At 67.4% G+C, this 25,967-nt stretch carries 23 protein-coding genes and 1 pseudogene; 13 read left to right on the top strand and 11 right to left on the bottom strand.

Annotation, left to right across the window (positions count from 1 at the left end; all coding sequences use genetic code 11):
* Positions 1-435: 435 nt before the first annotated feature.
* From DSD19_RS10615 to DSD19_RS10605, 3 genes are read left to right on the top strand one after another with little or no spacing between them, the layout of a single operon-like run.
* Positions 436-1,317 (top strand): ExeA family protein, encoded by an 882-nt coding sequence (locus DSD19_RS10615; RefSeq protein WP_075787811.1) that lies wholly within the window; start codon positions 436-438, stop codon positions 1,315-1,317.
* Positions 1,314-2,813 carry a chain length-determining protein gene (locus tag DSD19_RS10610; RefSeq protein WP_075787812.1) on the top strand — a complete coding sequence of 500 codons (1,500 nt, stop codon included), beginning with the start codon at positions 1,314-1,316 and terminating at the stop codon, positions 2,811-2,813. The genes DSD19_RS10615 and DSD19_RS10610 overlap by 4 nt, the downstream gene beginning before the upstream one ends.
* Positions 2,814-2,842: 29 nt before the next feature.
* Complete coding sequence (locus tag DSD19_RS10605) at positions 2,843-3,643, top strand: CpsD/CapB family tyrosine-protein kinase (RefSeq protein ID WP_113669566.1); 801 nt, start codon at positions 2,843-2,845, stop codon at positions 3,641-3,643.
* Between the two features lie 18 nt (positions 3,644-3,661).
* Here the strand turns inward: DSD19_RS10605 and DSD19_RS22330 are convergent, their stop codons facing one another.
* On the bottom strand, positions 3,662-4,726 hold the full coding sequence (locus tag DSD19_RS22330; RefSeq protein WP_165828108.1) for a glycosyltransferase family 4 protein: 1,065 nt from the start codon (positions 4,724-4,726) through the stop codon (positions 3,662-3,664).
* Between the two features lie 240 nt (positions 4,727-4,966).
* On the opposite strand from DSD19_RS22330, the gene DSD19_RS10595 reads away from it, so the two are divergent.
* Genes DSD19_RS10595 through DSD19_RS10585 form a run of 3 tightly spaced genes read left to right on the top strand, consistent with a single transcriptional unit; the run spans position 4,967 to position 10,741 of the window.
* Positions 4,967-5,227: a hypothetical protein gene (locus DSD19_RS10595; RefSeq protein WP_075787814.1), complete on the top strand. Its 261-nt coding sequence runs from the start codon at positions 4,967-4,969 to the stop codon at positions 5,225-5,227.
* A 1-nt stretch (position 5,228) separates the two neighbouring features.
* Positions 5,229-7,784, top strand: a complete 2,556-nt coding sequence (locus DSD19_RS21795) for a hypothetical protein (protein ID WP_165828107.1) — start codon at positions 5,229-5,231, stop codon at positions 7,782-7,784.
* Entirely contained in the window at positions 7,784-10,741 is a 2,958-nt protein-coding gene (locus DSD19_RS10585) for a hypothetical protein (RefSeq protein WP_133260401.1), read from the top strand. Before DSD19_RS21795 ends, DSD19_RS10585 begins: the two co-directional genes overlap by 1 nt.
* 29 nt (positions 10,742-10,770) lie before the next feature.
* Here the strand turns inward: DSD19_RS10585 and DSD19_RS10580 are convergent, their stop codons facing one another.
* Positions 10,771-11,400: a sulfotransferase family 2 domain-containing protein gene (locus DSD19_RS10580; protein ID WP_165828106.1), complete on the bottom strand. Its 630-nt coding sequence runs from the start codon at positions 11,398-11,400 to the stop codon at positions 10,771-10,773.
* A gap of 3 nt (positions 11,401-11,403) precedes the next feature.
* Between DSD19_RS10580 and DSD19_RS22070 the strand changes: the two genes are divergently transcribed.
* Together DSD19_RS22070 and DSD19_RS10570 are read left to right on the top strand one after the other, a co-directional pair.
* The gene (locus DSD19_RS22070) at positions 11,404-12,345 is read left to right on the top strand and encodes a hypothetical protein (RefSeq protein WP_207802447.1); all 942 of its coding nucleotides are present in this window, start codon (positions 11,404-11,406) and stop codon (positions 12,343-12,345) included.
* Positions 12,342-13,586, top strand: a complete 1,245-nt coding sequence (locus DSD19_RS10570) for a glycosyltransferase (RefSeq protein WP_113669561.1) — start codon at positions 12,342-12,344, stop codon at positions 13,584-13,586. The genes DSD19_RS22070 and DSD19_RS10570 overlap by 4 nt, the downstream gene beginning before the upstream one ends.
* A gap of 6 nt (positions 13,587-13,592) precedes the next feature.
* Here DSD19_RS10570 and DSD19_RS10565 read toward each other — a convergent pair whose 3' ends face one another.
* From DSD19_RS10565 to DSD19_RS10555, 3 genes are all read right to left on the bottom strand, one after another.
* The gene (locus DSD19_RS10565; protein ID WP_113669560.1) at positions 13,593-14,273 is read right to left on the bottom strand and encodes an acyltransferase family protein; all 681 of its coding nucleotides are present in this window, start codon (positions 14,271-14,273) and stop codon (positions 13,593-13,595) included.
* Positions 14,225-14,629 (bottom strand): acyltransferase family protein, encoded by a 405-nt coding sequence (locus DSD19_RS10560; RefSeq protein WP_113669559.1) that lies wholly within the window; start codon positions 14,627-14,629, stop codon positions 14,225-14,227. Before DSD19_RS10560 ends, DSD19_RS10565 begins: the two co-directional genes overlap by 49 nt.
* Before the next feature lie 120 nt (positions 14,630-14,749).
* Positions 14,750-15,775, bottom strand: coding sequence for an acyltransferase (locus DSD19_RS10555; protein WP_113669558.1), 1,026 nt, complete (start codon positions 15,773-15,775; stop codon positions 14,750-14,752).
* A 281-nt stretch (positions 15,776-16,056) separates the two neighbouring features.
* On the opposite strand from DSD19_RS10555, the gene epsE reads away from it, so the two are divergent.
* The gene (gene epsE / locus DSD19_RS10550; protein WP_133260399.1) at positions 16,057-17,247 is read left to right on the top strand and encodes an exopolysaccharide biosynthesis GT4 family glycosyltransferase EpsE; all 1,191 of its coding nucleotides are present in this window, start codon (positions 16,057-16,059) and stop codon (positions 17,245-17,247) included.
* Here the strand turns inward: epsE and rfbA are convergent.
* The 4 genes from rfbA to rfbC are packed head-to-tail and all read right to left on the bottom strand — an operon-like array spanning position 17,244 to position 20,564.
* Positions 17,244-18,125: a glucose-1-phosphate thymidylyltransferase RfbA gene (gene rfbA, locus DSD19_RS10545; RefSeq protein ID WP_075787821.1), complete on the bottom strand. Its 882-nt coding sequence runs from the start codon at positions 18,123-18,125 to the stop codon at positions 17,244-17,246. The genes epsE and rfbA overlap by 4 nt on opposite strands.
* On the bottom strand, positions 18,122-18,979 hold the full coding sequence (rfbD, locus tag DSD19_RS10540; RefSeq protein WP_113669556.1) for a dTDP-4-dehydrorhamnose reductase: 858 nt from the start codon (positions 18,977-18,979) through the stop codon (positions 18,122-18,124). Before rfbD ends, rfbA begins: the two co-directional genes overlap by 4 nt.
* Positions 18,976-20,010: a dTDP-glucose 4,6-dehydratase gene (rfbB, locus tag DSD19_RS10535; protein ID WP_113669555.1), complete on the bottom strand. Its 1,035-nt coding sequence runs from the start codon at positions 20,008-20,010 to the stop codon at positions 18,976-18,978. Before rfbB ends, rfbD begins: the two co-directional genes overlap by 4 nt.
* The gene (gene rfbC, locus DSD19_RS10530; protein WP_113669554.1) at positions 20,007-20,564 is read right to left on the bottom strand and encodes a dTDP-4-dehydrorhamnose 3,5-epimerase; all 558 of its coding nucleotides are present in this window, start codon (positions 20,562-20,564) and stop codon (positions 20,007-20,009) included. The genes rfbB and rfbC overlap by 4 nt, the downstream gene beginning before the upstream one ends.
* 216 nt (positions 20,565-20,780) lie before the next feature.
* Between rfbC and DSD19_RS10525 the strand changes: the two genes are divergently transcribed.
* The 3 genes from DSD19_RS10525 (at position 20,781) to DSD19_RS10515 (ending at position 24,700) form a co-directional block, all read left to right on the top strand.
* A complete protein-coding gene (locus DSD19_RS10525) occupies positions 20,781-22,217 on the top strand; it encodes a UbiA family prenyltransferase (RefSeq protein WP_113669553.1) in 1,437 nt (478 codons plus the stop codon).
* 2 nt (positions 22,218-22,219) lie between these two features.
* Positions 22,220-23,734, top strand: a complete 1,515-nt coding sequence (locus tag DSD19_RS10520) for a glycosyltransferase family 39 protein (RefSeq protein ID WP_113669552.1) — start codon at positions 22,220-22,222, stop codon at positions 23,732-23,734.
* A gap of 294 nt (positions 23,735-24,028) precedes the next feature.
* Entirely contained in the window at positions 24,029-24,700 is a 672-nt protein-coding gene (locus tag DSD19_RS10515; RefSeq protein ID WP_113669551.1) for a VPLPA-CTERM sorting domain-containing protein, read from the top strand.
* Between the two features lie 102 nt (positions 24,701-24,802).
* Here DSD19_RS10515 and DSD19_RS10510 read toward each other — a convergent pair whose 3' ends face one another.
* Positions 24,803-25,129: a hypothetical protein gene (locus DSD19_RS10510; RefSeq protein WP_133260398.1), complete on the bottom strand. Its 327-nt coding sequence runs from the start codon at positions 25,127-25,129 to the stop codon at positions 24,803-24,805.
* Between the two features lie 22 nt (positions 25,130-25,151).
* Positions 25,152-25,748: pseudogene (locus DSD19_RS22755) on the bottom strand (acyltransferase family protein); the annotation flags it as partial.
* On the opposite strand from DSD19_RS22755, the gene DSD19_RS22065 reads away from it, so the two are divergent.
* Positions 25,747-25,967, top strand: a 221-nt coding sequence (locus DSD19_RS22065; RefSeq protein ID WP_207802446.1) for a hypothetical protein, incomplete at its 3' end; no start/stop codon positions are given. The pseudogene DSD19_RS22755 and the gene DSD19_RS22065 overlap by 2 nt on opposite strands.

Below are 25,967 nucleotides of genomic sequence, written 5' to 3'. Positions count from 1 at the left end.
TAGACACCGGCGCTCAAAACGCCGAACCGTCCCGGATCAGATGATCGCTGACCCCCTGGGGAATGTGTTACCATCTAGACAAAATTTAATCAAAGTGTTGGCCACACTCCGCGCCCTTTTTCTGCCAGAATCCTGCCTCGATGCCTGTCAGGCCGTCTCAATTCCCGCTCCGGTTGCGGCAGTGCAGCATGAATTTCGCGACAGTGGGGTGCGGCATCTAGTACTGTAGGGGTAAGGGAAACCGAATATGGAGTTTGTGGGGCAAACCCGCGAATCGGCGTGTCACCGGGTAGGATCTGGTTAAGGAGATCTGTATTATCGGTAATCGTAAGAATGCCTTGATGCCGTCATGGCCGCGCTCTACCGCGTAGGCGGGACGTCACCTGCGTCCGGACAGGCGCATGCGTCCGGGCCAGTCACATGCACGAGCAGGGTATGAACACCTCACTCTACAACGCCCATTTCGGCTTTCACGAGCGGCCGTTCGCGCTGTCGCCCGACCCGGACTTCCTGTTCTGGTCGAAAGCCCATACCCGCGCCTTCGCCGTGCTGGAATTCGGGATGGTCACCCGGGCGCCGCTGACCGTGGTCACCGGCGAGGTCGGCACCGGCAAGACCACGCTGATCCAGGCGCTGCTGCGCCAGATCGAGGACGACGTGACCATCGGGCTGATCTCGAACGCCCAGGGCGGGCGCGGCGACCTGCTGCGCTGGGTGCTGAACGCGCTCGACGTGACCGCGCCCGAGGGCGCCGACTATGTCTCGCTGTTCCAGATCTTCCAGAATTTCGTGCTGGAGGAATACGCCGCCGGGCGGCATGTGATCCTGATCGTCGACGAGGCGCAGAACCTGGGGGCGGAGACGCTCGAGGAGCTGCGGATGCTCACCAACATCAATTCCGGCAAGGACGAGCTGTTGCAGATCGTGCTGGTCGGCCAGCCCGAGCTGCGCGACCTGATCCGGCACCCCTCGCTGCGCCAGTTCGCCCAGCGGGTGAGCGCGGTCTATCATCTCGAGCCGATGGATCTGGCGACCACGCGCGCCTATATCATGCACCGGCTGCAGCATGTCGGCGGCAGCGGCGAGGAATTCACGCCCTCGGCGATCCGGCACATCCATGAAGAAGCCGAGGGCATTCCGCGGATGGTCAACAAGCTCTGCGATCTTGCCCTTGTCTATGCCTCGAGCGCGAACGAACCCCTGGTCGACGAGGCGACGATCCGCGAGCTGATCCGCGATGGCCTGATCCTCAAGCCCTTCCGCGACCCGCTGCTGTTGTCGGGCGCGATCGGACCGTTCGGAAAGGCGGCGGAATGAATATCGACCTGCAGCTTTACTGGAGGCTTTTCCTGCGCCGCCTGCCGGTCATGCTGGTCTTCATCGTGCTGGGGGCGGCGGCCGGCGTCGTTGCCGCCTTGCGGATGCCCGAGACCTATTCGACCTCGGCCCGGCTTCTGGTCGAGGCGCCGCAGATCCCCGACAGCATGGTCAGCTCGATGGTGCAGACCGACGCGGTCGAGCAGCTCGACATCATCGAGCAGCGGCTGATGACCCGCGCCAACATGATCGACATCGCCAACCGCTTCAAGGTGTTCCCGAATATCCGCCAGATGGAGCCCGACGAGGTGGTGGCGGCGATGCGCAGCGGGACCCGGATCCGCCGCTCGGCCGGGCGCAACCAGGCGACGCTGATGACGATCTCGTTCTCGTCGGAATACCCGCAGGTGGCCGCGAATGTGGTCAACGAATACGTGACGCTGGTGCTGCAGACCAATGCCGAGTTCCGCAAGTCGCGGGCCGAGAACACGCTGCAGTTCTTCGAGCAGGAGGTCGACCGGCTGGGCCAGGAACTCGACCGCCAGAGCGCGGCCATCGCCAGCTTCAAGTCGCAGAATGCCGAGGCGCTGCCCGATGACCAGACATACCGGATGGGCCGCCAGAACCTGTTGCAGGAACGTCTGGCGGGGCTGCTGCGCGATCTCAAGGCCGGGCAGTCGCAGCGCGCCGATGTGGTGCGGATCTTCGAGGCGACGGGGCGGGTGCAGCAGGGCGCCGTGCCGGTGCGCCGCAGTCCCGAGGAAGAGCGGCTGAACGCTGCCCGGGCCGAGCTTGACAATGCCAAGGCGATCTATTCCGAAACCAGCCCGCGGGTGGTCAGCCTGCAGGCGATCGTCGACCGCCTGGAAAAGGTCGTGGCCGCCCAGCAGGAGGACGGCACCGGCACGGCCGAGGCGGGCGATGTTTCGCCGGAACAGGCGATGCTCGATGCCACCCTCTCCGAGATCGACAGCCGGCTGAAGACCCTGCAGGAAGAGATCGACGGCACCAATTCCGAGCTCGACCAGCTGCAGAAGGCGATTTCCCAGAGTGCTGCGAACGGGATCCAGCTGGCGGCGCTCGAACGCGATTACGAGATCATCCAGACCCGCTACAATGCGGCCGTGAGCAACCTCAACCAGGCCCGGATGAGCGAGCGGATCGAGTCGACCTCGAAAGGCCAGCGGATCTCGGTGATCGAGAATGCCAGCGTCCCGCAACTGCCGAGCGGGCCGGGCCGCACCAAGGTGATGGCGCTTGGCGGCGGGGCGGGGCTTGGCCTGGCCGGGGCCTATTTCGTGCTGCTCGAGCTGCTGAACCGGACGATCCGGTCGCCGGCCGAGCTGCGCAACCGGTTCAACATCACCCCGATCACCACGATCCCCTACATGAAGCCGCCCAAGGACCGTACGACCCGCCGGCAGCGCCGGGCGCGGGCCGCGTCGTCGGCGGCAGCGGCGCAGCAGGTTCCCTCCGACGGCGTCATGCCCGGGTAGGGACGGGTCCAGGCAAGAAGAAGAGACCTATGGAAAAGCTACAGGCCGCTCTCGAGAAAGCCCGCCAGACCCGCGCCGTGCGGTCCTCGACCGTGCCGACCCGGCAGCAGCTTCGGATCACGCCGGCGACCGATGCCGATGGCGCCTGGCAGGCGCTGGCCCCGGCCGATCTGGACGAGGCGGCGCTGAGCCAGCACCTGATCGTGACCCGCGAGGCCGGGGCCGAGGCCACGCCCTTCGACATTCTGCGCACCAAGGCGCTGCTGCAGATGCGCCAGAACGGCTGGAAGCGGCTGGCGATCACCTCGCCGATGCCGAATTCGGGCAAGACCACGGTCGCGTGCAACCTGACGCTGGCGCTGGGGCGGCAGCGCGACCTGCGGTCGATGCTGTTCGATCTCGATCTGCGCGACCCGTCGGTCCACGACTTCCTGAACATCGAGCCGCAACACACGATCGGCGAGATGCTGAGCGGCCGGGTGCCCTTCACCGAGCAGGGCCTGCGGCATGGCGAGAACGTCGCCATCTCGATCTCGAACCGCGCCGAACTCGACCCGACCCGGCTCTTGCTGGCCGAGGAGACCGCCGAGCGGCTGGACGAGATCGAGGCCGTCTACAAGCCTGACGTGATGATCTTCGATCTGCCCTCGGTGCTGGTCAACGACGACACCCGGGCCTTTCTGAAGAATGTCGATTGCGCGCTGATCGTGATCCGGGCCGAGACCACGCGCCATGGCCAGTTCGATGCCTGCGAGCGCGAGATCGCCGAGCACACCAATGTGCTGGGCGTCGTGCTGAACGCCTACCGCCAGTCGGATGGCAATGGCTGAGGATCTGCCGTCCCGCCGCTAAGGCCGCTCTGCTTCCGTGAAATACCCGAGCAGCCGGTCGGTCGCAGCCTCCCAGGAATAGGCGGCCGCGGTGGCATGGGCGGCATCCGACATGGCGCGCCATTCGGCGGGATCCATCCGCGAAATCGTCTCTATCTCGGCTGAAAACGCCTCCGGATCGGGCGGCAAAAGCCGGCCGTTCCGGCCATCGATCAGGTCGGGCGCGGCCCCGGCCCGGGTCGCGAGGACCGGGGTCCGGCAGGCCATCGCCTCGAGCAGGGGCAGGCCGAAACCCTCATGGGCGCTGGTGAAAAGCCAGAGGTCGCAGGCGGCATAAAGCCCCGGGATCTCGCGTTCGGGGGGCGCGCGGCGATAGACGATCCCGGGCGGAATTTCGGACGGGTCCGCCTTGGAGCCGAAGGCAAGCACCTGCAGATCGGGCAGCCGGGCCCGGGCTGCCTCGACCGTGGCAAAGGCAAGTTCGACCCGCTTGCGCGGTGCGGAACTGTGGAGAAAGCCCACCGTGAACGGCCGGCCCCGGTCCCGCGGCGGCGCCGTGAACAGCGTGTGATCGACGGCATTCGGCAGCAGGCCGATTTCGGCTTCGGGCTGTTCCTCGCACACCCGGTCGCGGATGTAGCCCGAAACGGCCAGCTTGTGCAGCGGCAACTCGTAGGTCGCCCGGACCCGGTCGATCGGCAGGTGGTCGAACAGTTCGACATCCTGCAGAAGGTAGAATTTCCGGCCCTTCGACGCAGGGAACGCGGCGACCCATTCGGCAGTTTCCCACCAGGTCGCGACGACCACATCGGCGTCGGGCACGTCCGCGGCGGTGACAGGTCGGCGGCGGTCGAGCACCCGATGGCTGTCGCCAAGCGCCTCGAACAGCGGCGAGGAGGGATGCGGCCGCAGCGGCCGACCGCGCAGCGTCGCGCGCAGCCGGTTCAGGGCGGTCCGGCGCGGCCAGGGGCGCGAGACCACCGTGACCTCATGGCCGCGGGCCTTGAGAAGGCGGGCATAGGTCGCGACCACGCGGTTTCCGCCGGCCAGAGACGCGACCCCTATTACGAATGTGATCTTCACGAAACGGCACGCACCGGCTGCGGATATCCTGCAGGCATCGTTAGCAAAGCGGGGATGCAAAAGGAAGCGCGCGCGGCTTTGGGCCGCCTCGCGGGGCCCCCTCCGAACGGCCCGAACCGAGGCCTTTAACCGTATCGGAACATCCTCCCCCTCTCGCGCAACACGCCTCCGGCCCCTGCCCGGCCGATGCCGACAGGACATTCTGTCCGGCTGCCCGGGGATGCCGAAAAGGAGACCGACATGGCCGACCTCTTCAAGACCCATACCCAGGGCCTCGACAGCCCGCCCTCGCGCCTGACCGAGGTGACGCCCGACGATTCCGCCGAACTGCCCTTTGCCAGCCGGGCGCTGAACGTCGCCGGTTCGGGCACCGTGCGGGTGACCACGGTCGATGGCGATACCGGAACGGTGTTCGTGTCCTCGGGCATCGCGCTGCCGCTGCGGGTGCGCCGGGTCTGGGCGACCGGCACCAGCGCCACCGGAATCGTGGCGCTGTACTGAGATGATGGGGCTCAGCATCAGCATCGGCTCGGGCCAGGACAGCAGCCAGCGATCGGGAAACCGGTCGCTGACGCTGACGGGCCTGATCGACGGTGCGGCCCGGCCGGGAAGCGCAAGCGGGATCACCGCCGCTTTCTCGGACGGGTTTCCGGTTCAAAGCCTGTCCTGGGGATCGACGGCGGGCGGTGCGGAGTTCGGCACCGCCGCCTCGCCGCAGGAGTTCGGCAGCGCCGATACCGGCCTCTTCGAGGCGCCCGGCCGGCTTTACGTCACCGCCCGGGCAGCGGGCCGCGACTACAGCCTGTCGGTGCCGATCCGGACGGCGGCGCCGGTCTTCGCGACCCCGCCCGCCTTCGACGGTCCGCTTTACAAGGTCGGCACGACGGTGGGGTTTGCTCTGGGCACGGTCGATGTGGCCCCGGCGACCCTGACCGTGGCCGGTTTCGCGCTGGACGGCGAGGACCGTCGGGCCGAAATCGACGGCCTGTCCTGGACCAGCGCGGGCGAGACCGCCTGGGGCCGGGAGGGCGAGCTGCGCCTGCAGGTCCGGGCCGAAAGCTCGGGCGGGGTGGTGCTGTCGGCACCGGTCACGGCCCGGCTCGGCAATGTGCCCCAGGCCTTTGCCGCCGCCGATTGGAGCGTCGACGCAACCGGTGTGCGGATCGCCGCCCTGCCCGATGACGGCAATGTCCCGATCACCAATATCCGCTACCGCATCGACGGCGGTCCGGACCAGAGCCGGGGCGGCGTGACCGATTTCGCGCTGTCGAGCTATGGCGATGTCCAGATCCGGGCGGTCAATGCGCTGGGGATCGGCGCCTGGTCGGACATCAAGACCCGGACTGCGCCGACGCCGGCGCTGTCGATCGACAGCGCGCCGGTGCTGGGCACCGCCGCCGCGGTCGAAGGCAACACCCTGACCGCGACGGCCGGATCGGTGTCGGGCGGACCCTCGGTCCGGACCTGGCAATGGTATCGTGGCAGCGCGGCGATTTCCGGGGCAATCGGGTCCAGCTACGAGCTGAAGGCGGCCGATATCGGCCAGCGGATCAAGGTCCGCCAGATCGAAACCCCAAGCGGCGGCAGCCCGGTCACCCGGGACAGCGCGGCCAGCCCGGTGGTGGTGGCGCTGAACTTCCAGGCCCGGGACAATGGCGACGGCACCTTCGGTGTCAGCTATGCCGATGGAGCCCGGTCGACGGTCGAGTTCGTGCTGTCCCAGCCGACGGTCTATGCGGGCAGTTACAGCCTCGATCTGGCCGCGCTCGAAACCGGCCCGGTCTGCCTTGTGCAGCCGGCACTGTCGGGCACGCCCGCGGTCGGTGCGGTGCTGAGCGCGACCCGGTTCCTGTGGGTCTATCAGCCGACGCTGGGCGCCCTGTCGATCAGCCCGGGCTGGCGGCGCAACGGAACCGTCCTTGCCGGCGAGAGCGGGTCCACCCATACGGTGGTCGCTGCCGATGCCGGGACCGATCTGCAATACATCGAGACCGCCACCCAGTCCGGCGCGGCGGCGCCCGTCACTGCCGCCTCTCCGGCTGTCAGGATCGGGAATGCCGCGGCTGTTCTGAGCGGCGTGTCGGGCACGCGCAGCGCGGCGGGGCAGATCACCGTCGCCCTGACCACCGACCGGGGCGAGGGCACGATCTTCCATGTCGTCACCGGCGGGGTCGCGCCGTCGGCCGCGCAGATCGCGGCCGGGACCGGTGCCGACGGAACCCCGCTTGCGGCCCCCTATCGCGGCTCGATTCCGGTCGTGGCGGCGGGACCGCAGACGCTGACGATCTCGGGACTGGCAGAGCCGATTTCGGCAACGGTCTATCTGGTGCAGCAGACCGGTTCGGGCGGGCTGTCGGCGCCGGTCAGCACGGCGCGGATCGCGAGCCCCGCGACCTCCGGCTACAGCCCGCAGGGCTCGGCCAGCGCGCTGGCCTGGTGGGATGCCTCGGATGAGGCGACCATTACTCATGCCGCGGGTGCGGCCAGCCAGATCGCCGACAAGATCGGCACCGCGCATCTGTCCGGGACCGGGACAACCGGTGTCGCGGCAAGCGATGTGAACGGGCTCAATACCATCGTCATGGACGGGGCCGACGATCATTTCATCCAGAACGGGCCGCTGTTCCCGGCCTCGGGAAACTGGGTCCTGACGATGGTGGCCGGCATCGGCGCCGTCGACCACTTGAACGATTCCCTGGTCAACTGCACGGGCGGATCGACCGGGTTCTTCCTCAGCGCCTATAACGCCGCGCAATTCAACGGGCGTCTGAGCCTTGGCGGGACGTCCGCGGACCTGGCGTCGGGGCCCTACTCGGGCCTGCACGTCTTCCAGATCGTGGCGGATCTGGGCAATACAGGCACGGCCCAGTGTTTTGTGGACGGCGTGCAGGTGGCCAGCCTAGCCTATGCGGCGGCGGTCGACGCGACGACGACATACCTCTTCCGGTTCGGGGGACAACGGCTCGCCGGGGCGTTCTGCGAGGCTTTCCTCGATGCCGACATCTCCACCCAGGCCCCGGCGCAGGCCCATGTTTCCGAGAAATGGAGAATTACCTGATGGCAAAGTTCGACATCAAGGGGCCGACCTCCGGGTCGACCGTCAGGTTCGCGCTGCGCCGGTCCGGCAGCACGGCCTCGCTGGTCGAGGTGTCCCGGACCGACTGGGCGGTGCCGGACGGGTCAGGTGGCGGAGATGGCGGCCTGCCGTCCGTGCTTGCGCTCGAAGCCGAGGCCGGGGTGGTCTCGCGGATTCCTCTTTCGACCCTGGGGCAGATTTCCGGTGTCGAGATCGCCAGTCAGCCCGGTCTTGGCCATGTCTCGCTGTCGGGAACCGACATCCTGATCAACCTCGTCGACGAGGAGACGGCGATCGGGGAAGTGGTGGCGGCCCCGACCGGAACGCCCTTCGGCTTCGACCTGCTTGTCAGCGAGAGCGGCAAGGCGCCGGTGACCATGGCGGTGACGGTCACGCCGATCCGGCACAAGACGCTGTGCGGCTGGTCCTGCGGACGCGGGATCAAACTGGCGGTCGACAGCAACGACGCGACCGTTCTGGAGCCCGGCGAGACCCATGCCGACATCTATGTCAGCCTCTCGGCCAGCGCTTATGACAAGACAGCCGTGATCGCCGAGGTCGGCTCCTGGCTCATGGCGAACCGCGTGGACGATTACATCGCCGCGCAGATCACACCGGGCGGCGGTGACATCCTCGGTCATGCCGTGAGCCACAATCCGACGACCTATTTCGGGTCGCGGGCCAAGCCTCTCATGCCGGATGACGCCAAGGACATCGTCGCACAGCTTGCCAGCACCCACGGCTTCGAGACCGTGCATATCCACTACGAGCGCGGCTATGACTATAGCGGCAACAAGGGCGCCGCTGTCGTCGGAGGCGCCGGCTTGCTGCATCCGCATGCCGTGCTCGCCTGGGGAGAGGGCTCACGTCCGATCCTGGGGGGCGCGAAATTCAACGGCTCGATCAAGATGCATGGGCTGGTCATGCGCGGTCTCGAATTCCCGATGGGGGACGGCGTGGAAAGTGCGGCCGGGTCCAATGTCATCATCGAGGACTGTGCCATCCCGGGCCTTGTCTACTTCTATGGTAACGACGGGACGTATCCGGCCCGGTTCACCGTGCGGAACAGCATCCTTCCCCAGGCTTTCGATACGTCCGGGTTGGACCCGGCAAATCCGTCCTTCTGGAAAGGCAACTACCGTCCGTCCTGCATCAAGCCCGGCGGGGGCTCGAACGGGATCATGATCCAGGGGAATTTCGTCGCCTGGGGCGGTGCCGGCCCGGAATACCTGAACACCTTCGGACCCGACGGCGTCCCGAGCAAGGATGACGCCTATGGCTACGAACAGATCGGGTCGGATCCCAGATGGGGCCTGAACGGCTTTGCGACCCCCGGCCCCAACCTGCTGACGCACCCGATCTATTTCGACAGTTTCACCCGTCATATCCTGATGCGCGACAACTTCGTCTTCGGGTCGGGCGGGTCGCTGATCCAGCTGCGGGGCGGCGCGGTGATGCGCAATTGCGCCTTCACCTGGGGCAACCAGATGTTCGCGTTCGGAAAGGGTCTTTTCGACAACTACGGGGATACGGTCCACCCGGACTATGCGGACGGGCACCGGTCGCTCGGGCAGGATGTGGTTGTGACCCATGCGGGCTATCTCGATGGGCCCAATGCGGGGAATGCGCTCAGCGAGGGCGTCAAGGTCGCCGCGCCGCTGGTGGCGTTCGACCGGTTCCTTGTGCTGCACGATCTCAATCCGAACGATCCCGCCGACCAGGGCCGGCTGGTCAGCGACTGGAACGGAGACATCCATGCCCGCAAGGATGGGCTGATCTATCACGATGAAGAATTCGGGCCGGGCGGAATCTTCGAGCACTACAGGGGACGCGAGCGGCAGACGCTGGCCTATTGGGGGACGCAAACCCACAATCCGGACAGCCTCGACCTGAGCAATGTCTCCGATGCCACGATCTTTCGCTGGTACGACGCGCAGCGGGGCAATGCTCCCGACACCACGACCGACATCCTGGACGTCTACTGGTGGCTCCGTGAACACGAAGGCCCCGAGATCACGGCGCTGGTGCGCAGCTTCATCGCCTTCATGCAGGCCCCCATGGGGATCGCGCCGACCTGGCGGACCAGTGCTGCGGCCTGTTCCTTCGTGCCCGATCTGGCCGAGGACGGCTGCCGCTGGGACAATCCCAACAACTGGGGCGGCGATCTGATCCCGGGCAGTTTCGCGGGCGATACCGTGACGCTCAACGGCCACAAGGTGTTCTTCCAGGACCACACCCTGACCGTGGCCGGGCTCGATCTCGGGGCCGGAGGGCATCTGCAGGCGGTCAACGGGCGGCTGAACGTCTCGGCCGCGCCGGTCTGCACCGGCGGCGGGGCGCTCACCACCGACGAAAGCGGCCAGGTCTGGGTCAAGGGCTATCAGGGCGCGGCGCCGTTGGCGGTGACGGTCAAGGGCGGGCGGTTCGCCAATACCGGCACCTTCTCGGGGCCGGCCGACATCCACGTGGACGGCTCGACCGACCCGCATGGCAAGGCCGAATTCCTCTGCGCCCATGGCGCTGCCGCGATGACGGTCAGGTCCGGCCGGAAGATGGAGATCGTCGGCAGCGGACCGCGGGTCGGGTTTGACGGGACCGGCGGGGCACAGGCCCGGCTGAGCTTCGAAAGCGGCGCGGTGCTGAGCTTCGTGGCCGAAAACGGTCGGCTGGCCACGATCCGCGAGTTCCGGTCCGGCGTGAACGGCACCGCGGCACCCGATGTCGTGTCGACGGTGGCCCTGGGCGGCGCGACGCTTGCGCTCGATCTGACCGGGGTGGCGGCGGGCAGCCATGTGCTGGTCGCGGCCGACAGCGTGACCGGAAGCTTCGGCAGCGTGAGCGGCAAGATCGACCCGGGTCTCGATGCCACGGTCTCGGTCTTGGCCAATGGCGTGGGCCTGACCGTCACCGCTGGCAGCGGCCGGATCGTGCTGGGCTGAGTCTCGGGCGCGCGCGCCGGAACCGGACCTCAGAAGGCGTAACCGAACAAGGCGGCATCGCGGGCATAGATATCGCCTGCGATGTCGCGCATCCGCACCGAATAGGCATCGCGATAGGGCGGATGATCCGACGGTCGCGCGCGGACGTCCAGGCGCGATACGCGGCCGAGCCGATGGCGCAGGGTTTCCATGTCTTCGTCGAAGCGTTCGAACCGGCCGAGAAAATCCATCGCATGATCGCGGGCGCCGGGCATGCAGATCCAGTAGGCCTGGGTCCGGAAATGGTCGTAGGTCATCACCTGACACCGGAAGCCCGGATCTTCGAGCGCCAGCACGAAAGCCTCGAAGCCGGGATGCAGGGCCAGCACCTCGCGGGCAAAGCGGCGGTCGCGGCCGGTCGCCTTGCGGCCGTCGGTCAGATAGGCGTGGGCCGACAGGAGCCTGTCCCAGGGGTTGCGCACGAAGGAAAACTTGAAGAAGGCGTCGGTGCGCCCCGGATCATGAGCCGCAAATTCGATGATCCTGCGATGACCTCCCCCCGGCCTGCCGTAGAATTCGGTCTTCACGCTGGTTCCGGCCGCCTTCGGCACATGCACGAAGATCGTCCGGGTCTCGAGGATCGCCGGAATGAAGGGCGAGGCCGACGGTATCGCCGGCATGACGTGACGCATGATCGATGGCGGCACGCGCTCTATGACGGAATCCCGCAGGATCGTCCGGACGTTGTGTCTGTACATCGCACCCCCTTCCAGCATTCCCGCCGCCAGTATCGCATAATCGGCGGCTTTTTCGGCGGGAATTTGCAGCCCGCGAGAGGCTCACGGCGTCGGGACAATGATGATGAGTTCCGGGCTGAAGTCATGCATAACGGGGCAACGTCTCTGGTGCGGGGTTCCGACATGTCTTTGCCGTCCTTCCACACATTCGCCAACTTCCTTGGACGCCGGATATTGCCGTTCTCCAACGGGAGGGTTGTCTCGCCCCCGGGCGAGATCGGGCGTCATCGACGGCGGTGCATCGTGGTGGCCACCCCGATGCGGTCCGGCACGCATGTCATGATCGACCTTCTGCTGAACAACCTGCCCGTCTACCGGAACCGTCCGCTTTATGTCGATCTCGATCAGCACCTGGGGCGCGGCGAGATGCCGGTCGACCCGCAGGCGGGCTATGTCGTCAAGACGCATTACCCCTTCACCATGCCTGGCGGGACGTTTCCCGAAGACCGGCTGATGGCGCTTTTCGAGAATTCCCTCGTCATCACCATCAAACGCGACCAGGCCGAGATCCTGCGATCCCTGGCCCGCTGGCACGCGGCGACACCGGACCAGATCCTGTCGCGTTTCGGCGATGGCTTCGACCGCTTCAACGCCTTCTGGCCCGGCCGGGACCGCATGGCCATCGATCACCGCACGCTGTTCGACCGCGATGCCATGCAGACGCTTATCCGGCAAATCGCGGAGCGGACGGGAACAGCCCCCGCCCCCCGCTTCGTGCCCCCGCCGCCCAGAGACGCGACGCAGAGGATCTATCTCATGAAGGCAGCGACCCGGCTCCTTGGGGCCCGGGCGCCGCGCATCAACACGACGATCTTCACGCTGAAATGACCGACACTGTCCGCATCGCCTATCTGACGGGCGAATATCCCGCCGTTTCCCACACGTTCATCCTGCGCGAGATCGAGGCGCTGCGCGGCCACGGGCTCGAGGTGATCACCGCCTCGATCCGCCGCACCGGCCCCGAACATCATCGCGGACCGGCCGAGAAGGCGGCCGCCGCCAGTACCTTCTACGTGCTCGACGCTGCCCGGCGGCCGGGGCCGCTGGCCCGCGCTCTGCTGATGGCGCTGCGGCGGCCCGGGGTGTTTTCCAGAGTGCTGCGGCTGGCCTGGCAGGCCCGGCGGCCGGGGCTGCGGGGCGCGCTGTACCAGCTTTTCTACCTGGCCGAGGCGCTGATCCTCGCGGGCCATCTGCGGCGCGCGGGCGCGACCCATCTGCACAACCATTTCGCCCAGGCCAGCGCCACCGTCGCGATGCTGGCGGCCGAACTGGCCGGGCTGCCCTTCAGCTTTACCCTGCACGGCCCGGCCGATTTCCTCGACCCCGTGGGCTGGCGGCTCGACGAAAAGATCCGCCGCGCCCGCTTCGTCGCCTGCATCAGCCATTTCTGCCGCAGCCAGGCGATGATCCATGCCCGCCCCGCCGACTGGCCGAAACTGGCGATCGTGCATTGCGGGGTCGAGCCCGACCGCTATCGCCGCGATCCGGCGCCCGCGACCGGCCCCGTCCCGGCGCGCGAATTGTTGTTCGTGGGGCGGCTTGCGGCGGTGAAGGGCGTGCCGCTTCTGCTCGAGGCGATGGCGCGGCTCAGGGCCGAACATCCCGGGGCGCGGCTGACGCTGATCGGCGACGGCCCGGAACGCGCCCGGATCGAGGCCGAGGCGGCGCGGCTCGGGCTGGGGGATCGCGTTGTCTTCGCCGGATACCGGTCGCAGGATGAGGTGGCCGGGGCGCTGGCCCGAAGCGATCTCTTCGTGCTGCCGAGCTTTGCCGAGGGGGTGCCGGTGGTCCTGATGGAGGCGATGGCCGCAGGCCTGCCGGTGATCGCGACCCGGATTGCCGGGATCCCCGAACTGGTCGAGGACGGGGTCTCGGGCCGTGTCGTCGACCCAGGCAGCGCGGCCGCCCTGACCGCGGCGATCGGGGCGGTCCTGGCCGATCCGGGGGGTGCGGCGCGGATGGGCGCGGCCGGGCGGGACCGGGTGCGTGCCGGGTTTGACGTCCGGGCCGAGGCGCTTCGGCTGGCGACGCTGTTCCGGGACGGGCCTGCGGCCGAAGACGACCGCTGAGCCGCCCTACCCCTGTGCCGCCCGAACCGGGGACCGGGGCGGACGGTGGGCCACCGGCCGCGGTGGCGCATATATGAAATCCATCCGCGCGGCGCCGAACAATTCCCTCAGCGCGACCGATCCCGCCACTGCGAACAGCGCGATGGCTGGGGTCAACACGATCCCGGTCGCGACACCGGTCCAGCCGAAGGCCATGACCGCTGTAGCCGAGCCCGCGATGAAGAGCTGATGGCCAAGGAAGATCTCGAGCGTTCGGGTGCCGATGGCCGAAAAGACCCGGCGGAGGCCCCCCACCCGCGCGATCTCGGTGGCCAGCGCCGCGCCGAAGGCCACGCCTGCAAAGCGCGCGGCCTTGTCGAGGATCTCGTCTGCAGCAGGCATCAGTTCAGCGCCCAGAACCAGCCCGGCAAAGACCGTCCCGGCCCCGGCCAGAAGCAGCCGCGCCCGCCCGCGGTCGGCAAGAAACGCGATGATGCGCGGCGCGAAATAGAGCCCTGCCATGTAGAAAGGCGCGTGGTTCAAGATACCTTGGATGTCCTTGGGGTAAATCAGCGCTCCCTCGTAGCGCAGCAGGCCGACATGCCAGAGCCCGGCCAGCCCCAGAAAGACAGCGATCACCGCAGGACCGTTCAGCCGGATCAGCAGCGGGCCAGCGCGGTGAAGATCGCCAGAACCCAGATGAACCACAGGTTCATCTGCGGATGCAGCAGGTCGAACCGCACCGGCTGCCCATCCCGGCGCATCGGCAGGACCTGATCGGCGGCGAGATAGATCAGCGTCCAGATCATCAGGACCCAGACCATCGGCAGCAGGCGCTTGTGCCAGAAGGTATGGGGCGCGCGATGCACGGCAGAGGCCGCGGTTATCCCGGTGCAAAAGAAGAACAACGGCATCAGAAGCAACATGAAGACGCTGTTGAACTCCCAATAGGGCTGAAAGCGGATATCGAGAAATCCAAGATACAACAGGGTATGGTGAAAGACGACCAGCAGAATGGCGATGCCCTTGGCGATGTCGAGCCATTCGATGCGTTCAGCAGGCATGGCGAAATCCGCCTCCTTGAAAATAGCCTTTTGAAAATCTTTCTGGGTATCGTGCCAGATTTTCGGCTCAAACTCATATGGAAATGATGTCGTGAATATCGGGTTGCAGCCGGGATCCGTTCAGGGCTGCGGGTCGAAACCGGGCCGGGCCGCCGCCGGTTTCGGCCTGCGGTTGCGCCGCAGCCCCAGCACCGGCTGACGAAGTGCCGGGATGCGGTCGATCGCGAGATGCAGCAGCACCGGCACCAGCAGTCCGGTGGTCAGGCCGCAGGCGAACAGCACCCAGACATCGGTGACCTCAAGCGCCTGCAGCGCCCGGCGCGTCGCCGAGGTGGCCAGCACGTGATAAAGATAGATCGTGAAGGAAAACGGCCTGAGCGCGTCGAGCCAGGCGATCCGGGGCATCAGGAGCAACATCGCCAGCGCGATGCCGAGCCCGAAGCCGAGGCTTTGCAGATCGCCACGATATCCCGAAAGCCGCCCGGTTTCGAGATAGAGCCCGATATTCCACCAGCCCGCCGCAAGCACCGCGGCCAGCGCCAGCGCCGCCAGCCAGACCCGGTATCGCAACAGCTGGCCGGCATGGCGGTGACAGAGCGTTCCGAACAGGAAATAGGGCAGCAGATAGAAGGCCCCGCCGATCGACAGGAAACTGGTGCGCAGACTGATCCCCTCAAGCGTCATCGCCACGGCGCCGAGAAACAGCAGCGCGGTATGGCGGTGGCGCAGCAGGGCGTCGACCAGACCGAAGACCACGAAGATCACCATGATCGACTGCAGGAACCAGTAATGGGCGTAATGGTAGAACATCACCCGGATCGGGCCCTGGGTGGTCAGGCTGTAGACATTGTCGACCGCCATCCCTGCCAGCGAGAACAGCAGCGCCGCGATCCAGCCCGGGATGATCAGTCGCCGGACCTTGCCGGTGAGAAACCCGCCGTAATCGGCCAGCGTCGGCGGCCGGAAGGCATAGACGAAACCCGCCACGAAGGCGAAAAGCGGCATCCTCGCATCGACCAGGAATTCCGCGAAAAGCCGCAGCGGATGGGGATATTCGACATTGAGCCCGGCTTCGGGTCCGGCCCCGATCACGTGATAGGCCACCAGAAGCAGGACAGCCACGACTCGCAGGGATTCGATCGGCATTCCGGCGGCAGTCGTCCTTGACGTCGAATTCGCAGTCACTGTCGCAGTCACGGAGCATCTTCCGATTTCCGCCGGATCGGGGCCGCGGTTCGCCAAGCGGCATGTTATTCGGCAAAGGCCGTCCTCTTGTCCAGCGCAAAGCTGGAGCGGGTCAAAAGCCCGGCCGGACCCGCGGCCTTTGCCCGAAAACGCAGCGGCCAAACAGGCCCTGCCCACGCCACCGGCTCGCCTTTCAGGGCGGGGGCGGCTAAGACGGATCCGGTGCAATGCAGGTGCGCAGGATGACCCCGACGGCAATCGCCTATCTGGTGCCCGAATTTCCGGGCCAGACCCATGCCTTCTTCTGGCGCGAGATCCGGGCCCTCGAAGAGGCCGGGCTGCGGGTGCGCACGGTCTCGACCCGGCGCCCCGCGCCGGGCGCCTGCCCGCATGATTTCGCGGCCGCGGCGGCCGCGCGCACCGTCTATCTGTTTCCGCCCCCGCTCGGGGCGCTGGCGCGGCTTGCCGGGCGGCCGGTCCGGACGCTGCGCGCGCTGGCCTATGTGCTGGGACTGTCGGAAACGCCCTGGCGACGGCGGCTGGCTCTTGTGGGGTTGCTCGGGTCGGCCTCGGCGCTCGGCCGGATCTGCCGGCGCGAGGGGCTTGACCATGTCCATATCCATTCCTGCGCCACCGCCGCGCATCTGGGCGCGCTGGCTGCCATTCTCGACGATTTGTCCTACAGCCTGACCCTGCATGGCGACCTGCCGGTCTACGGCACCGATCACGCCGCCAAGATGGCCCGTGCCGGTTTCGTGGCCGCGGTGACCCGGCCGCTTGCCGCCCAGATCGCGGCGGTCAGCCCCGGCACCCCGGCCCCGGTGATCTGGATGGGCGTCGATACCGACCGCTTCCATCCGCCCGCATCCGCCCGGCCCGGGGACGCGGCGCTCGAGGTGGTGACGGTGGCGCGGCTCAACCATACCAAGGGCCATGTCCATCTGCTGAATGCGATGGCCCGGCTCAAGGCCGAGGGCGTGGCGATCCGCTATCGCATGGCCGGGGAGGGGCCCGAGCGGGCCGCGATCGAGGCCCATGTCGCGCGGCTCGGGCTGCAGGACGAGGCCCGGTTCCTTGGCCCGCTTTCCGAAGCCGAGGTGATCGAGCTTCTGCATTCGGCCGATGTGCTGGCGCTGACCTCCTTCGGGGCGGGCGAGGCCGCGCCGGTCACGGTGATGGAGGCGATGGCGGCCGGGTTGCCCACGGTGGTCTCGGCAATCGGCGGCACGCCCGACATGATCGAGGACGGGGTCGACGGGCTTCTGGTGCCGCAGCGAGACGAGACCGCGATTGCCGCGGCGCTTGGCCGCCTCGCCGCCGACCCGGACCTGCGCGCCCGGATCGGGGCGGCGGCCCGGCAGACGGCGCTCGCGCGGTTCGACTATCGCGCCCAGGCGAAGGCGCTGCTGGAGGCGCTGAGGGCGGCGCGCTAGCCCTCTTCGGCCAGCCGGGCGAGGAAGGCGCCGTAGCGGGTCTTGCCGAAGAAGGCGGCATGGGCCAGCAGCGCCGCGCGGTCGATCCAGCCCTGACGATAGGCGATCTCTTCCGGCGCGCTGATCTGCAGCCCCTGCCGGTCCTGCAGGGTGCGCACGAAATTGCCCGCATCGAGCAGGCTCGCATGGGTGCCGGTGTCGAGCCAGGCATAGCCCCGGCCCATTTTCTCGACCGTGAGGCTGCCTTCGGCGAGATAGGTTTCCAGAAGCGAGGTGATTTCCAGCTCGCCCCGGGCCGAGGGCGCGATCCGGCGCGCGCGCCGGGGCGCGCTGCCGTCGAGGAAGTAAAGCCCCGTCACCGCATAGTCCGAGGCCGGACGGTCGGGCTTTTCCACGATCTCGACGGCCCTGGTGCCGCTGGCATCGAAGCTGACCACGCCATAGCGTTCGGGATCGGCCACCTGATAGCCGAAGACCGTGCCGCCTTCGGGGCGGGCATCGGCCCGGGCCAGGATCTCGGGCAGGCCATGGCCGAAGAAGATGTTGTCGCCCAGCACCATCGCCGAGGGCGCGCCACTCAGGAACTCTTCGGCCAGCAGATAGGCCTGGGCCAGCCCGTCGGGCGAGGGCTGGGTGATCCAGGTGAGGCTGAGCCCCCATTTCGACCCGTCGCCCATCAGCCGCTGGAACTGGGCCTGGTCCTCGGGGGTGGTGATCACCGCGATCTCGCGGATGCCCGCCAGCATCAGCACACTGAGCGGATAATAGATCATCGGCTTGTCATAAAGCGGCAGCAGCTGCTTCGAGACGCCCATGGTGATCGGGTAAAGCCGGGTGCCCGAGCCCCCCGCCAGAATGATGCCCTTGCGGTTGCTCATGCCTTCGCTGCCTCGAGATCGGAAAGGACCTGGGTCAGGCTCTGGCGCCAGTCGGGCCGGGGAAGGCCGAAGACGACCTCGGTGCCGGTGCAGTCGAGGCGGGAATTTGCGGGCCGCTTCGCCGGTGTCGGATAGGCGCTGGAAGGGATATCCTCGACCTCTGTCGACAGCCCCGCCTGGCGGAAGATCTCGCGGGCGAAATCGGCCCAGGAGACATCCGGGGCGCCCGCGAAATGAAAGGTGCCGCGATGTTCGGGCGTCTCCTGCAGATGCGCCGCGATCCTCAGGCAGGCTTCGGCGATATCGCCCGCCGCGGTCGGCCCGCCCACCTGATCGGCCACGATCTTCAGCTGCGCGCGGTCGGCCCCCAGCCTCAGCATGGTCTTGACGAAATTCGATCCATGCGCCGAGAACACCCAGGAGGTGCGCAGGATGACGAACGCCCTCCCGGCCTCGCGCACGGCCTCCTCGCCCAGAAGCTTGCTGCGGCCATAGGCGCCCAGGGGGCCGGTCGCGGCATCGATTTCGCGGGGCGTATCGCCCGCGCCGTCGAAGACATAGTCGGAGGAAAGATGGACGAAGGGGATGCCCGCCTTGGCGCAGGCCCAGGCCATCGCCGCGGGGGCGGCCGCGTTGATCTTGGTGGCCAGGTCCTCTTCCTCTTCCGCGCGGTCGACGGCGGTATAGGCGGCGGCATTGATCACCGCCTCGGCGCCGCTGGCGGCGATGGCCGCGGCACAGGCCCGGGGATCGGTCAGATCCGCCTCGGCGCGCGAGAGAAACCGTGCCCCGGGCGCCCGGGCGCGCAATTCGCGGGCCACCTGCCCGGTCGATCCGAAAACAAGAAGGCTCATGCGCCCAACCTCCGTCCGACCCCGTCGCGGTTCAGCAGCGGCCGCCACCAGGCCTCGTTGTCGAGATACCAGCGCACGGTGCGGCGCAGCCCCTCTTCCAGTGTGACCGAGGGCCGCCAGCCCAGCTCCTCGCGGATGCGCGCGGGGTCGATCGCATAGCGCAGATCGTGGCCGGGCCGGTCGGCGACAAAGGAAATCAGGCTGGAATAGGGTCTGTTTGCGGGCTGCATCTCGTCGAGCAGGGCGCAGATCATGCGCACCAGGTCGATATTGCGGGCCTCGTTCTCGCCGCCGATATTGTAGGACCGTCCGACCCGGCCCTTCTGCATCACCAGCAGCAGCGCCGCCGCGTGATCCTCGACATAGAGCCAGTCGCGCACGTTCTGGCCCGCGCCATAGACCGGGATCGGCTTGCCCGCCAGCGCGTTGAGGATCACCACCGGGATCAGCTTTTCGGGGAAGTGGTAGGGGCCGTAATTGTTCGAGCAATTGGTCAGCAGAACCGGCAGCCCGTAGGTTTCGTGCCAGGCCCGGACCAGATGGTCGGACGAGGCTTTCGAGGCGGAATAGGGGCTGCGCGGATCGTAGGGCGTGGTTTCGGTGAACTTGCCCTCGGGCCCCAGCGACCCGAAGACCTCATCGGTCGAGATGTGATGAAAGCGGAAGCTTTCGGGGCGGCCCTTGTCCTGCCAGTAGCCGCGCGCCGCCTGCAGCAGCGCATAGGTTCCAAGCACGTTGGTCTCGATGAAAGCGCCGGGGCCGTCGATCGACCGGTCGACATGGGATTCCGCGGCCAGATGCATCACCGCATCGGGGGCATGTTCGGCGAAAACAGTCTCTAACACGGCCTGATCGCGGATATCCGCCTTGACGAAGGCATAGCCGGGATGATCGGCGACCAGGGCCAGGTTTTCGAGGCAGGCGGCATAGGTCAGCGCATCGAGATTGACGACCTCATGGCCGTCGGCCAGCGCCTGGCGCACGACGGCCGAGCCGATGAACCCGGCGCCCCCGGTGACGAGAAGCTTCATGATCGGGTCCAGGTGAAGGGGCTGTCGAACGCCGCCAGGGGCGGCGCGGCACTGTCCTTGGTGCTGAGCACCGGCGCGTCCGACAGCGGCCAGTCGATGCCGCAACTGTCCCAGCGCACCGCCCCGTCCGATTGCGGGGCGTAATAGTCCGAGCATTTGTAGACGATCTCGGTCTCGTCGGTCAGGGTGACGAAGCCGTGCAGGAACCCTTCGGGGATCAGGAGTTGTCGGCCGTTCTCGAAGCTGAGCTCGACCCCGACCCAGCGGCCGTAGCTGGGCGAGCCCTTGCGGATGTCGACCGCCACATCGAACAGCGCGCCGCGCCCGCAGCGCACCAGCTTGGCCTGGGCATCGGGCGGGGCCTGGAAATGCAGCCCGCGCAGGGTGTTGCGGGCCTGCGAGAAGGAATGGTTGTCCTGGACGAACTCGATCTCGATCCCGTGATCGGCCAGACGCGCCCGGTTCCAGGTTTCGCAGAAGAAGCCGCGCGCATCGCCGTGGCGGGCGGGTGTCAGGATCAGGACACCGGGCAGGGCCGTCTGCTCGATCTGCATGGGCGAATTCCGTCCTCGAACGTCTGCCCCGGTATCGGCCAGCCCTGCCCGGATTGCAACCGGTTTGACCCGGCCTGCCGGGACGTCCGTCAGGGTTCTGTCAGAGGCCGAACGGCTGGCCAAAACGCGCCGGTACTGCTAGGAAAGAGACGTTTTTTCGCGGTGCGGCATGCACGGTCTTTGGCGTCTTTGAGGTATTTGAAGGGGAAGGTGTACATGCAGCAGGCCGTACGGGAGCAGACCGTTCTGGTGGTCGATCTGGATGGTACGCTGATCCGGTCCGACATGCTGTACGAAAGCCTCTGGGCCGCCTGCCGGGCGGACTGGACGGCCGGGCTGGCGGTCGCGGCCGCCCTGCCCCGCGGCCGGGCCGCGGTCAAGCGCCTGCTGGCCGGGCGTGCCATGCCCGATCCGGCCTCGCTGCCCTATGACGAGGCCGTGCTCGAGCGGGTGCGGGCCTGGCGCGCGGCGGGCGGGCGCACCGTGCTGGTCACCGCCACCGATCAGGGGCCGGCCGAGAAGATCGCCGCCCATCTGGGGCTGTTCGACGAGGTACATGGCTCGGACGGCACGACAAATCTCAAGGGTCCCGAAAAGGCCGCCTTCCTGACCCGGCGCTTCGGCGCGGGCCGCTACGCCTATATCGGCGACAGCCCGGCCGATCTGGCGGTCTGGCGCGAGGCCGCCCGCGCGATCACCGTCAACGCGCCCGAGACGCTGCGGCGGCAGGTCGAGGCGCTCGGGGTCGAAACCGAACATCTGGGCGGCGCGGCGCGGCCGCTTGGCCCCTATCTGCGGGCGCTGCGTCCGCACCAATGGCTGAAGAACATCCTGGTCTTCCTGCCGATGGTGGCTGGCCATCAGCTGCAGGCGGGCGTGCTGCTGCAAGGCCTGATGGCCTTCGTCGCCTTCAGCCTGGTCGCCTCGAGCGTCTATGTCGTCAACGACCTGCTCGACCTCGCCGCCGACCGCGCCCATCCGCGCAAGCGCAACCGTCCGCTGGCCAGCGGCGCGCTGCCGATCGCCCATGGCACGGCGATGGCGCCCGCGCTGCTGGGGCTGGGCTTTCTGATCGCAGCCGCGCTGGGGCCGGCCTTTCTGGGGGTCATGGCGGTCTATTACCTGCTGACCACGGTCTATTCCTTCGACCTCAAGCGCCGCCTGATCGTCGATATCTGCGCACTGGCCTGCCTTTATACCCTGCGCATCGTCGCCGGGGCCGCCGCGACCGGGATCGTGCTGTCGGTCTGGCTGCTGGCCTTCGCGATCTTCTTCTTCTTCGCGCTGGCAGCGGTGAAGCGGCAGGCGGAACTGGTCGACATCGCGGCCCGCGGCGCGCTTGGCGCCTCGGGGCGGGGCTATCAGGTGGGCGATCTTGCCGTGGTGTCGCAGATGGCCGTGGCCTCGGGCTATGTCTCGGTGCTGGTCATGGCGCTTTATGTGAACTCGCCCGCAGTCAGCAAGCTTTACTCCTTTCCCGCCGCGCTTTGGGGGATCTGCCTCATATTGTTGTACTGGATCAGCCGGATGATCATGACCACCCATCGCGGGAACATGCATGACGATCCGGTGGTCTATGCCGCAAAGGACCGGGTCAGCCAGATCTGCGGGCTCTTGATCTTCGGTCTCGCGCTGGTCGCGACCGTGGTCTGAGCATGGCGCCGGAGTTCGCCGCCTCCCCCGCCAAGGATCGGGCCGTCGAGGTCCTGACGGTCGTGCTGTTCACCCTTGCCGCGGCGGCGGTCCAGCTGGCCCTGATCGGCAATAACAGCTTCACCGGGGACGAGCAGGTGACGCTGCTGTTCCTGCGGGCCGACTGGTCCGAGCTTTGGGGCCGGCTCTGGGGTGCCGATACTCACCGCCCCTATTACTACATGCTGCTGAAAGCCTGGTCCGAGGTCTTCGGCGAAAGCCGTTTCGCGCTGCGCTCGCTGGGCGCGCTGCTGCATGCGGCGAGCCTGCCCTTCGTCTGGGTCCTCGCGCGGCGGCTTGGCGGACGGCGGGCGGCGGTCTGGGCGCTGGCCTTTTCGGTGCTGTCGCCGCTGGCGATCTTTTATGGCCGCGACATCCGCAATTACCCGCTGGTGACGTTCTCGATCTTCGGCTCTCTGGCCGCGCTGTCGGCGCTGGCCGCGGCCGAGCGCGCCGGGGCCGCGGCCCTTCCGGCCCGGCGCCGAATGCTGCTTTGGGCGGGGGTGACGCTGGGCGCGGCCTCGGCCTTCTATGCGCATTCGATCTCGGTGCTTTATCCGATCCTGGTCTGTCTCTGGGCGCTGGGGTCTGCCGGGACGGGCCTCGTCTCCTGGCGCTTCGTCGGGCAGCTGGTGCTGGCCGGGCTGGCGCTGGCGCTGATCTCGGTGCCCGCGGTGCTGCCGATGCTGCACCATGCCGAAACGACGCTGAAGGAGTTCTGGATCCCGCTAACGACCCCCGGTCGGCTGGTCTCGCAGATGCGCGACGCCTATCCCTACCCCGCCCCGCTTCTGCCGGTGGTGCTGGGGCTGCTGGGGCTCGGGCTCTGGCGGCTTCGGGGCAGCGGGGCGGCGGGGCTTCTGATCCCGGCGATGGTGATCGGCCAGCCGGTCGCGCTGGCGCTGCTGGGGCTGGTCGAGCCGGTCTTCATCACCCGCGCCATGGTCTGGCCCGCGATGCTGTCCAGCGTCCTTCTGGGACTGGGGCTTGCCGGGCTGCCGGGGCAGCGGCTCCGGCTCGGGGTCGCGGCGCTGGTGCTGCTGGCCCAGGCGCTGGTCGCGCGCCTCGATTACGTGCCCCATTACCAGCCCTCCGAGCCCGAACGGCTGGCTGTCTTCTTCGACCGCATCGACCCGGCCGAAACCGACCTGATCCTCGGCCGGCAGAATGTCGAACACACGCTGCGCTGGGACTATCCCGCCCTCTTCGACGGGCCCGTCTTCGCCTTCAACAAGGGCGACGAGAAGATCATCTACGACGCGGCCAACCGCTCTGTCCGGATGCTGCGGGCCGAGGCCGACGCGCTGCCGCTGACCCGGCCCTATTTCCTGATCGTGCGCCAGATCCGCCCGCCCGCCCCTCCGGGCGACGAGGTCACCCCGGCGCTGGCCCGGATCGCCGCCCGCGGTCGGCTCGTCGCGCAGGCGGAAGGACGGTGGTGGACGGCCGAGCTTTACAAGCGGACCGATCCCCCCTGAGTCGATCCGCCGGACGCCCCACCAGAATCGGCACGCCCCCTGCCTGCCCCGGGATGTGATCAATATCACGGGAATGCCTGTTTTGTTCTCTCTTGTGAAACGGCTGCCCGATTTTGGCAAAATTATGGACGGGCTGAGGCGCCAGGACGGCCGAAACGGGGCGCTGAGGCCCGGATTGCGGCAGAAGCGCTTCCTTTCGGAGGGGAAAGTTGTTAGAGTGACTACAACTGGGATGATTTCACCCAGGGATTTAATTTAACTTTACCGATATCTCTTCAGGGGAGTAGGGGGAATATGCGTATCCTGAAAACACTTGCGGCCTCGGCCGCCTTGGCGCTGTCTGCGGGCGCTCTGCACGCGGCAACCCTGTCCTTCGCCGGTGGGACCGGTTACGGTGCCGCTTTCAACGGCGGTGTCGGCAACTACGACAACACCTGCGAAGACGGCAATACCAGCTGCTACAATCCGAGCGGCGCGGCTGCCACTCTGACCGAAGATCTGACGGCCTTCGATGCCGCCAATCCCGGTCCGGGCCTTCTGGTCAACACGGCGGCGCGGCTGACCGTGACCTTCCTCGGCAAGGAGGCCTCTGCCCTCAGCTACGCCTTCTCGCTTGGGGCTGGCAACGAGGTCACCAACAAGGACGCGCTCGGCACCAGCTACTCGGTGGACGTCGAGGCCGGTGCGCTGGACTTCTCCTTCGCCTCGCTGGCCAGCGGCGGCACTCTGGCGTCGAATGACGGCACCTTCGTGCAAACCGCCGCGCTCGCCTTCAGCAAGATCTACAACGGCAACACGGTCTACGCCTATTTCGACGATAGCGGCGCTGCCGATGACCGCGATTTCGACGACATGGTCGTCAAGATCGAGATCGCGCCGATTCCGCTTCCGGCCGGCGTGCTGCTGCTGGGGACCGCCCTCGGCGGTCTGGGTCTGGCCCGTCGCCGCAAGGCCGCGAAAGCCTGATCGCGATCCTGCGAGACAGATCCTGAAGTCTGGCGGCCCTCTCGGCCGCCAGTTTCGTTTTTGCCTCTCTTCTGCGAAGGCCCTGCCGAAGAGGATACAGGATTACAGCACGCGCCGGGCAGGCGGCCAGAGGCGCAGCCCAGCCACGACAGCCGCCGATGCCGCGAAGGCCGCAAGGCCGAACCCGCAGGGCACCGTCCCCAGGGCAGGCGTCAGCTTCCAGAGCAGCAAGAAGACTGCGGGGTGAATCAGGTAGATCCCGAATGCCAGATCCCCGGCCCAGGCCAGACCCGGCCGGATCCGTCCCCGCCACAGGATCGCGATCAGGCAGAACGGCGCGGCCACCAGCGTCTGCAGGGCCCCGTCGACGAACCCGAAGGCCACTCCAACTCCGGCAACCGCCATCGTGGTCAGAAGAATGGCGCTCACCCTCCGCTGGCCTGCGGTGGATCGAGGCCAGGAACCCTGCGCTCACCATGGGAAGGGAAACCAGCCATTGCCCTGTCGGAGCTGGCAGGCTCAGGCGCTGGTTGAGCACAAAACCCGCACCAAGGATCAGGATCAGACCGATCAGATTGGGCCAAAGACGCGATGGCCAGATCGGGCGCAGTACGCCGAAGACAAGCCCGCAGACAAATGCGAAGGGCAGGAACCACAGATGGATCGCCGGTCCGATGGCCAGCGAGAACGGCTCGAGCGGCGCGCCGGGGGTCCAGGCCGTCCCGCGATAGAGGCCGAGGATATAGTAGACCCCACACCAGGTCAGCCAGGGCAGAAGCAACCGCCGGGCCCGCGTCCGCAGAAGCACAGCCCATGGCTGTGGTCGGCCGGGCGCATAGCCGAGAAAGAACACGAAAACGAACATTCCCGCGTACCAGACATCTCGTCCCGGAACACCGGCATGGAACAGAACGACCCCCAGCGCCGCGAGCAGCTTGATCCCGTCATAGATGACGAGACGCCCCTGATCGGCCGGCGACGGGGTCGCCTCTTTCCTCGCCCTGCCCGGACTGGCGGAGCCTCGGGTCTCCTGGTGATCAAACCCCATGATCGCTGCTTTCCTCCGGAAACTCCAAGACCTTTGGTTTGCCGCTTCACGACAAGACCGGCCGCAGTTTTATGCTGCGGCCGGTGGGGTTGTCCTTTGGAAAGTGACCGCGCGGGAGGTCCGCGGGGTCTTTATGCCTTTACCAGTCGAGGATCGAGGCGGAGGCGTCGGCGAGATGCGCGGCGATGGGGTCGCCGAGCGCGGTGCCGTAATCGGCCT

Origin of the sequence: Rhodovulum sp. BSW8 (genome assembly GCF_003314725.1) — a bacterium.
GTDB classification, from domain to species: Bacteria; Pseudomonadota; Alphaproteobacteria; order Rhodobacterales; family Rhodobacteraceae; genus Rhodovulum; species Rhodovulum visakhapatnamense.
The sequence above is the reverse complement of the archived record's forward strand: the minus strand, read 5'-3'. Positions and strand labels throughout refer to the sequence as shown.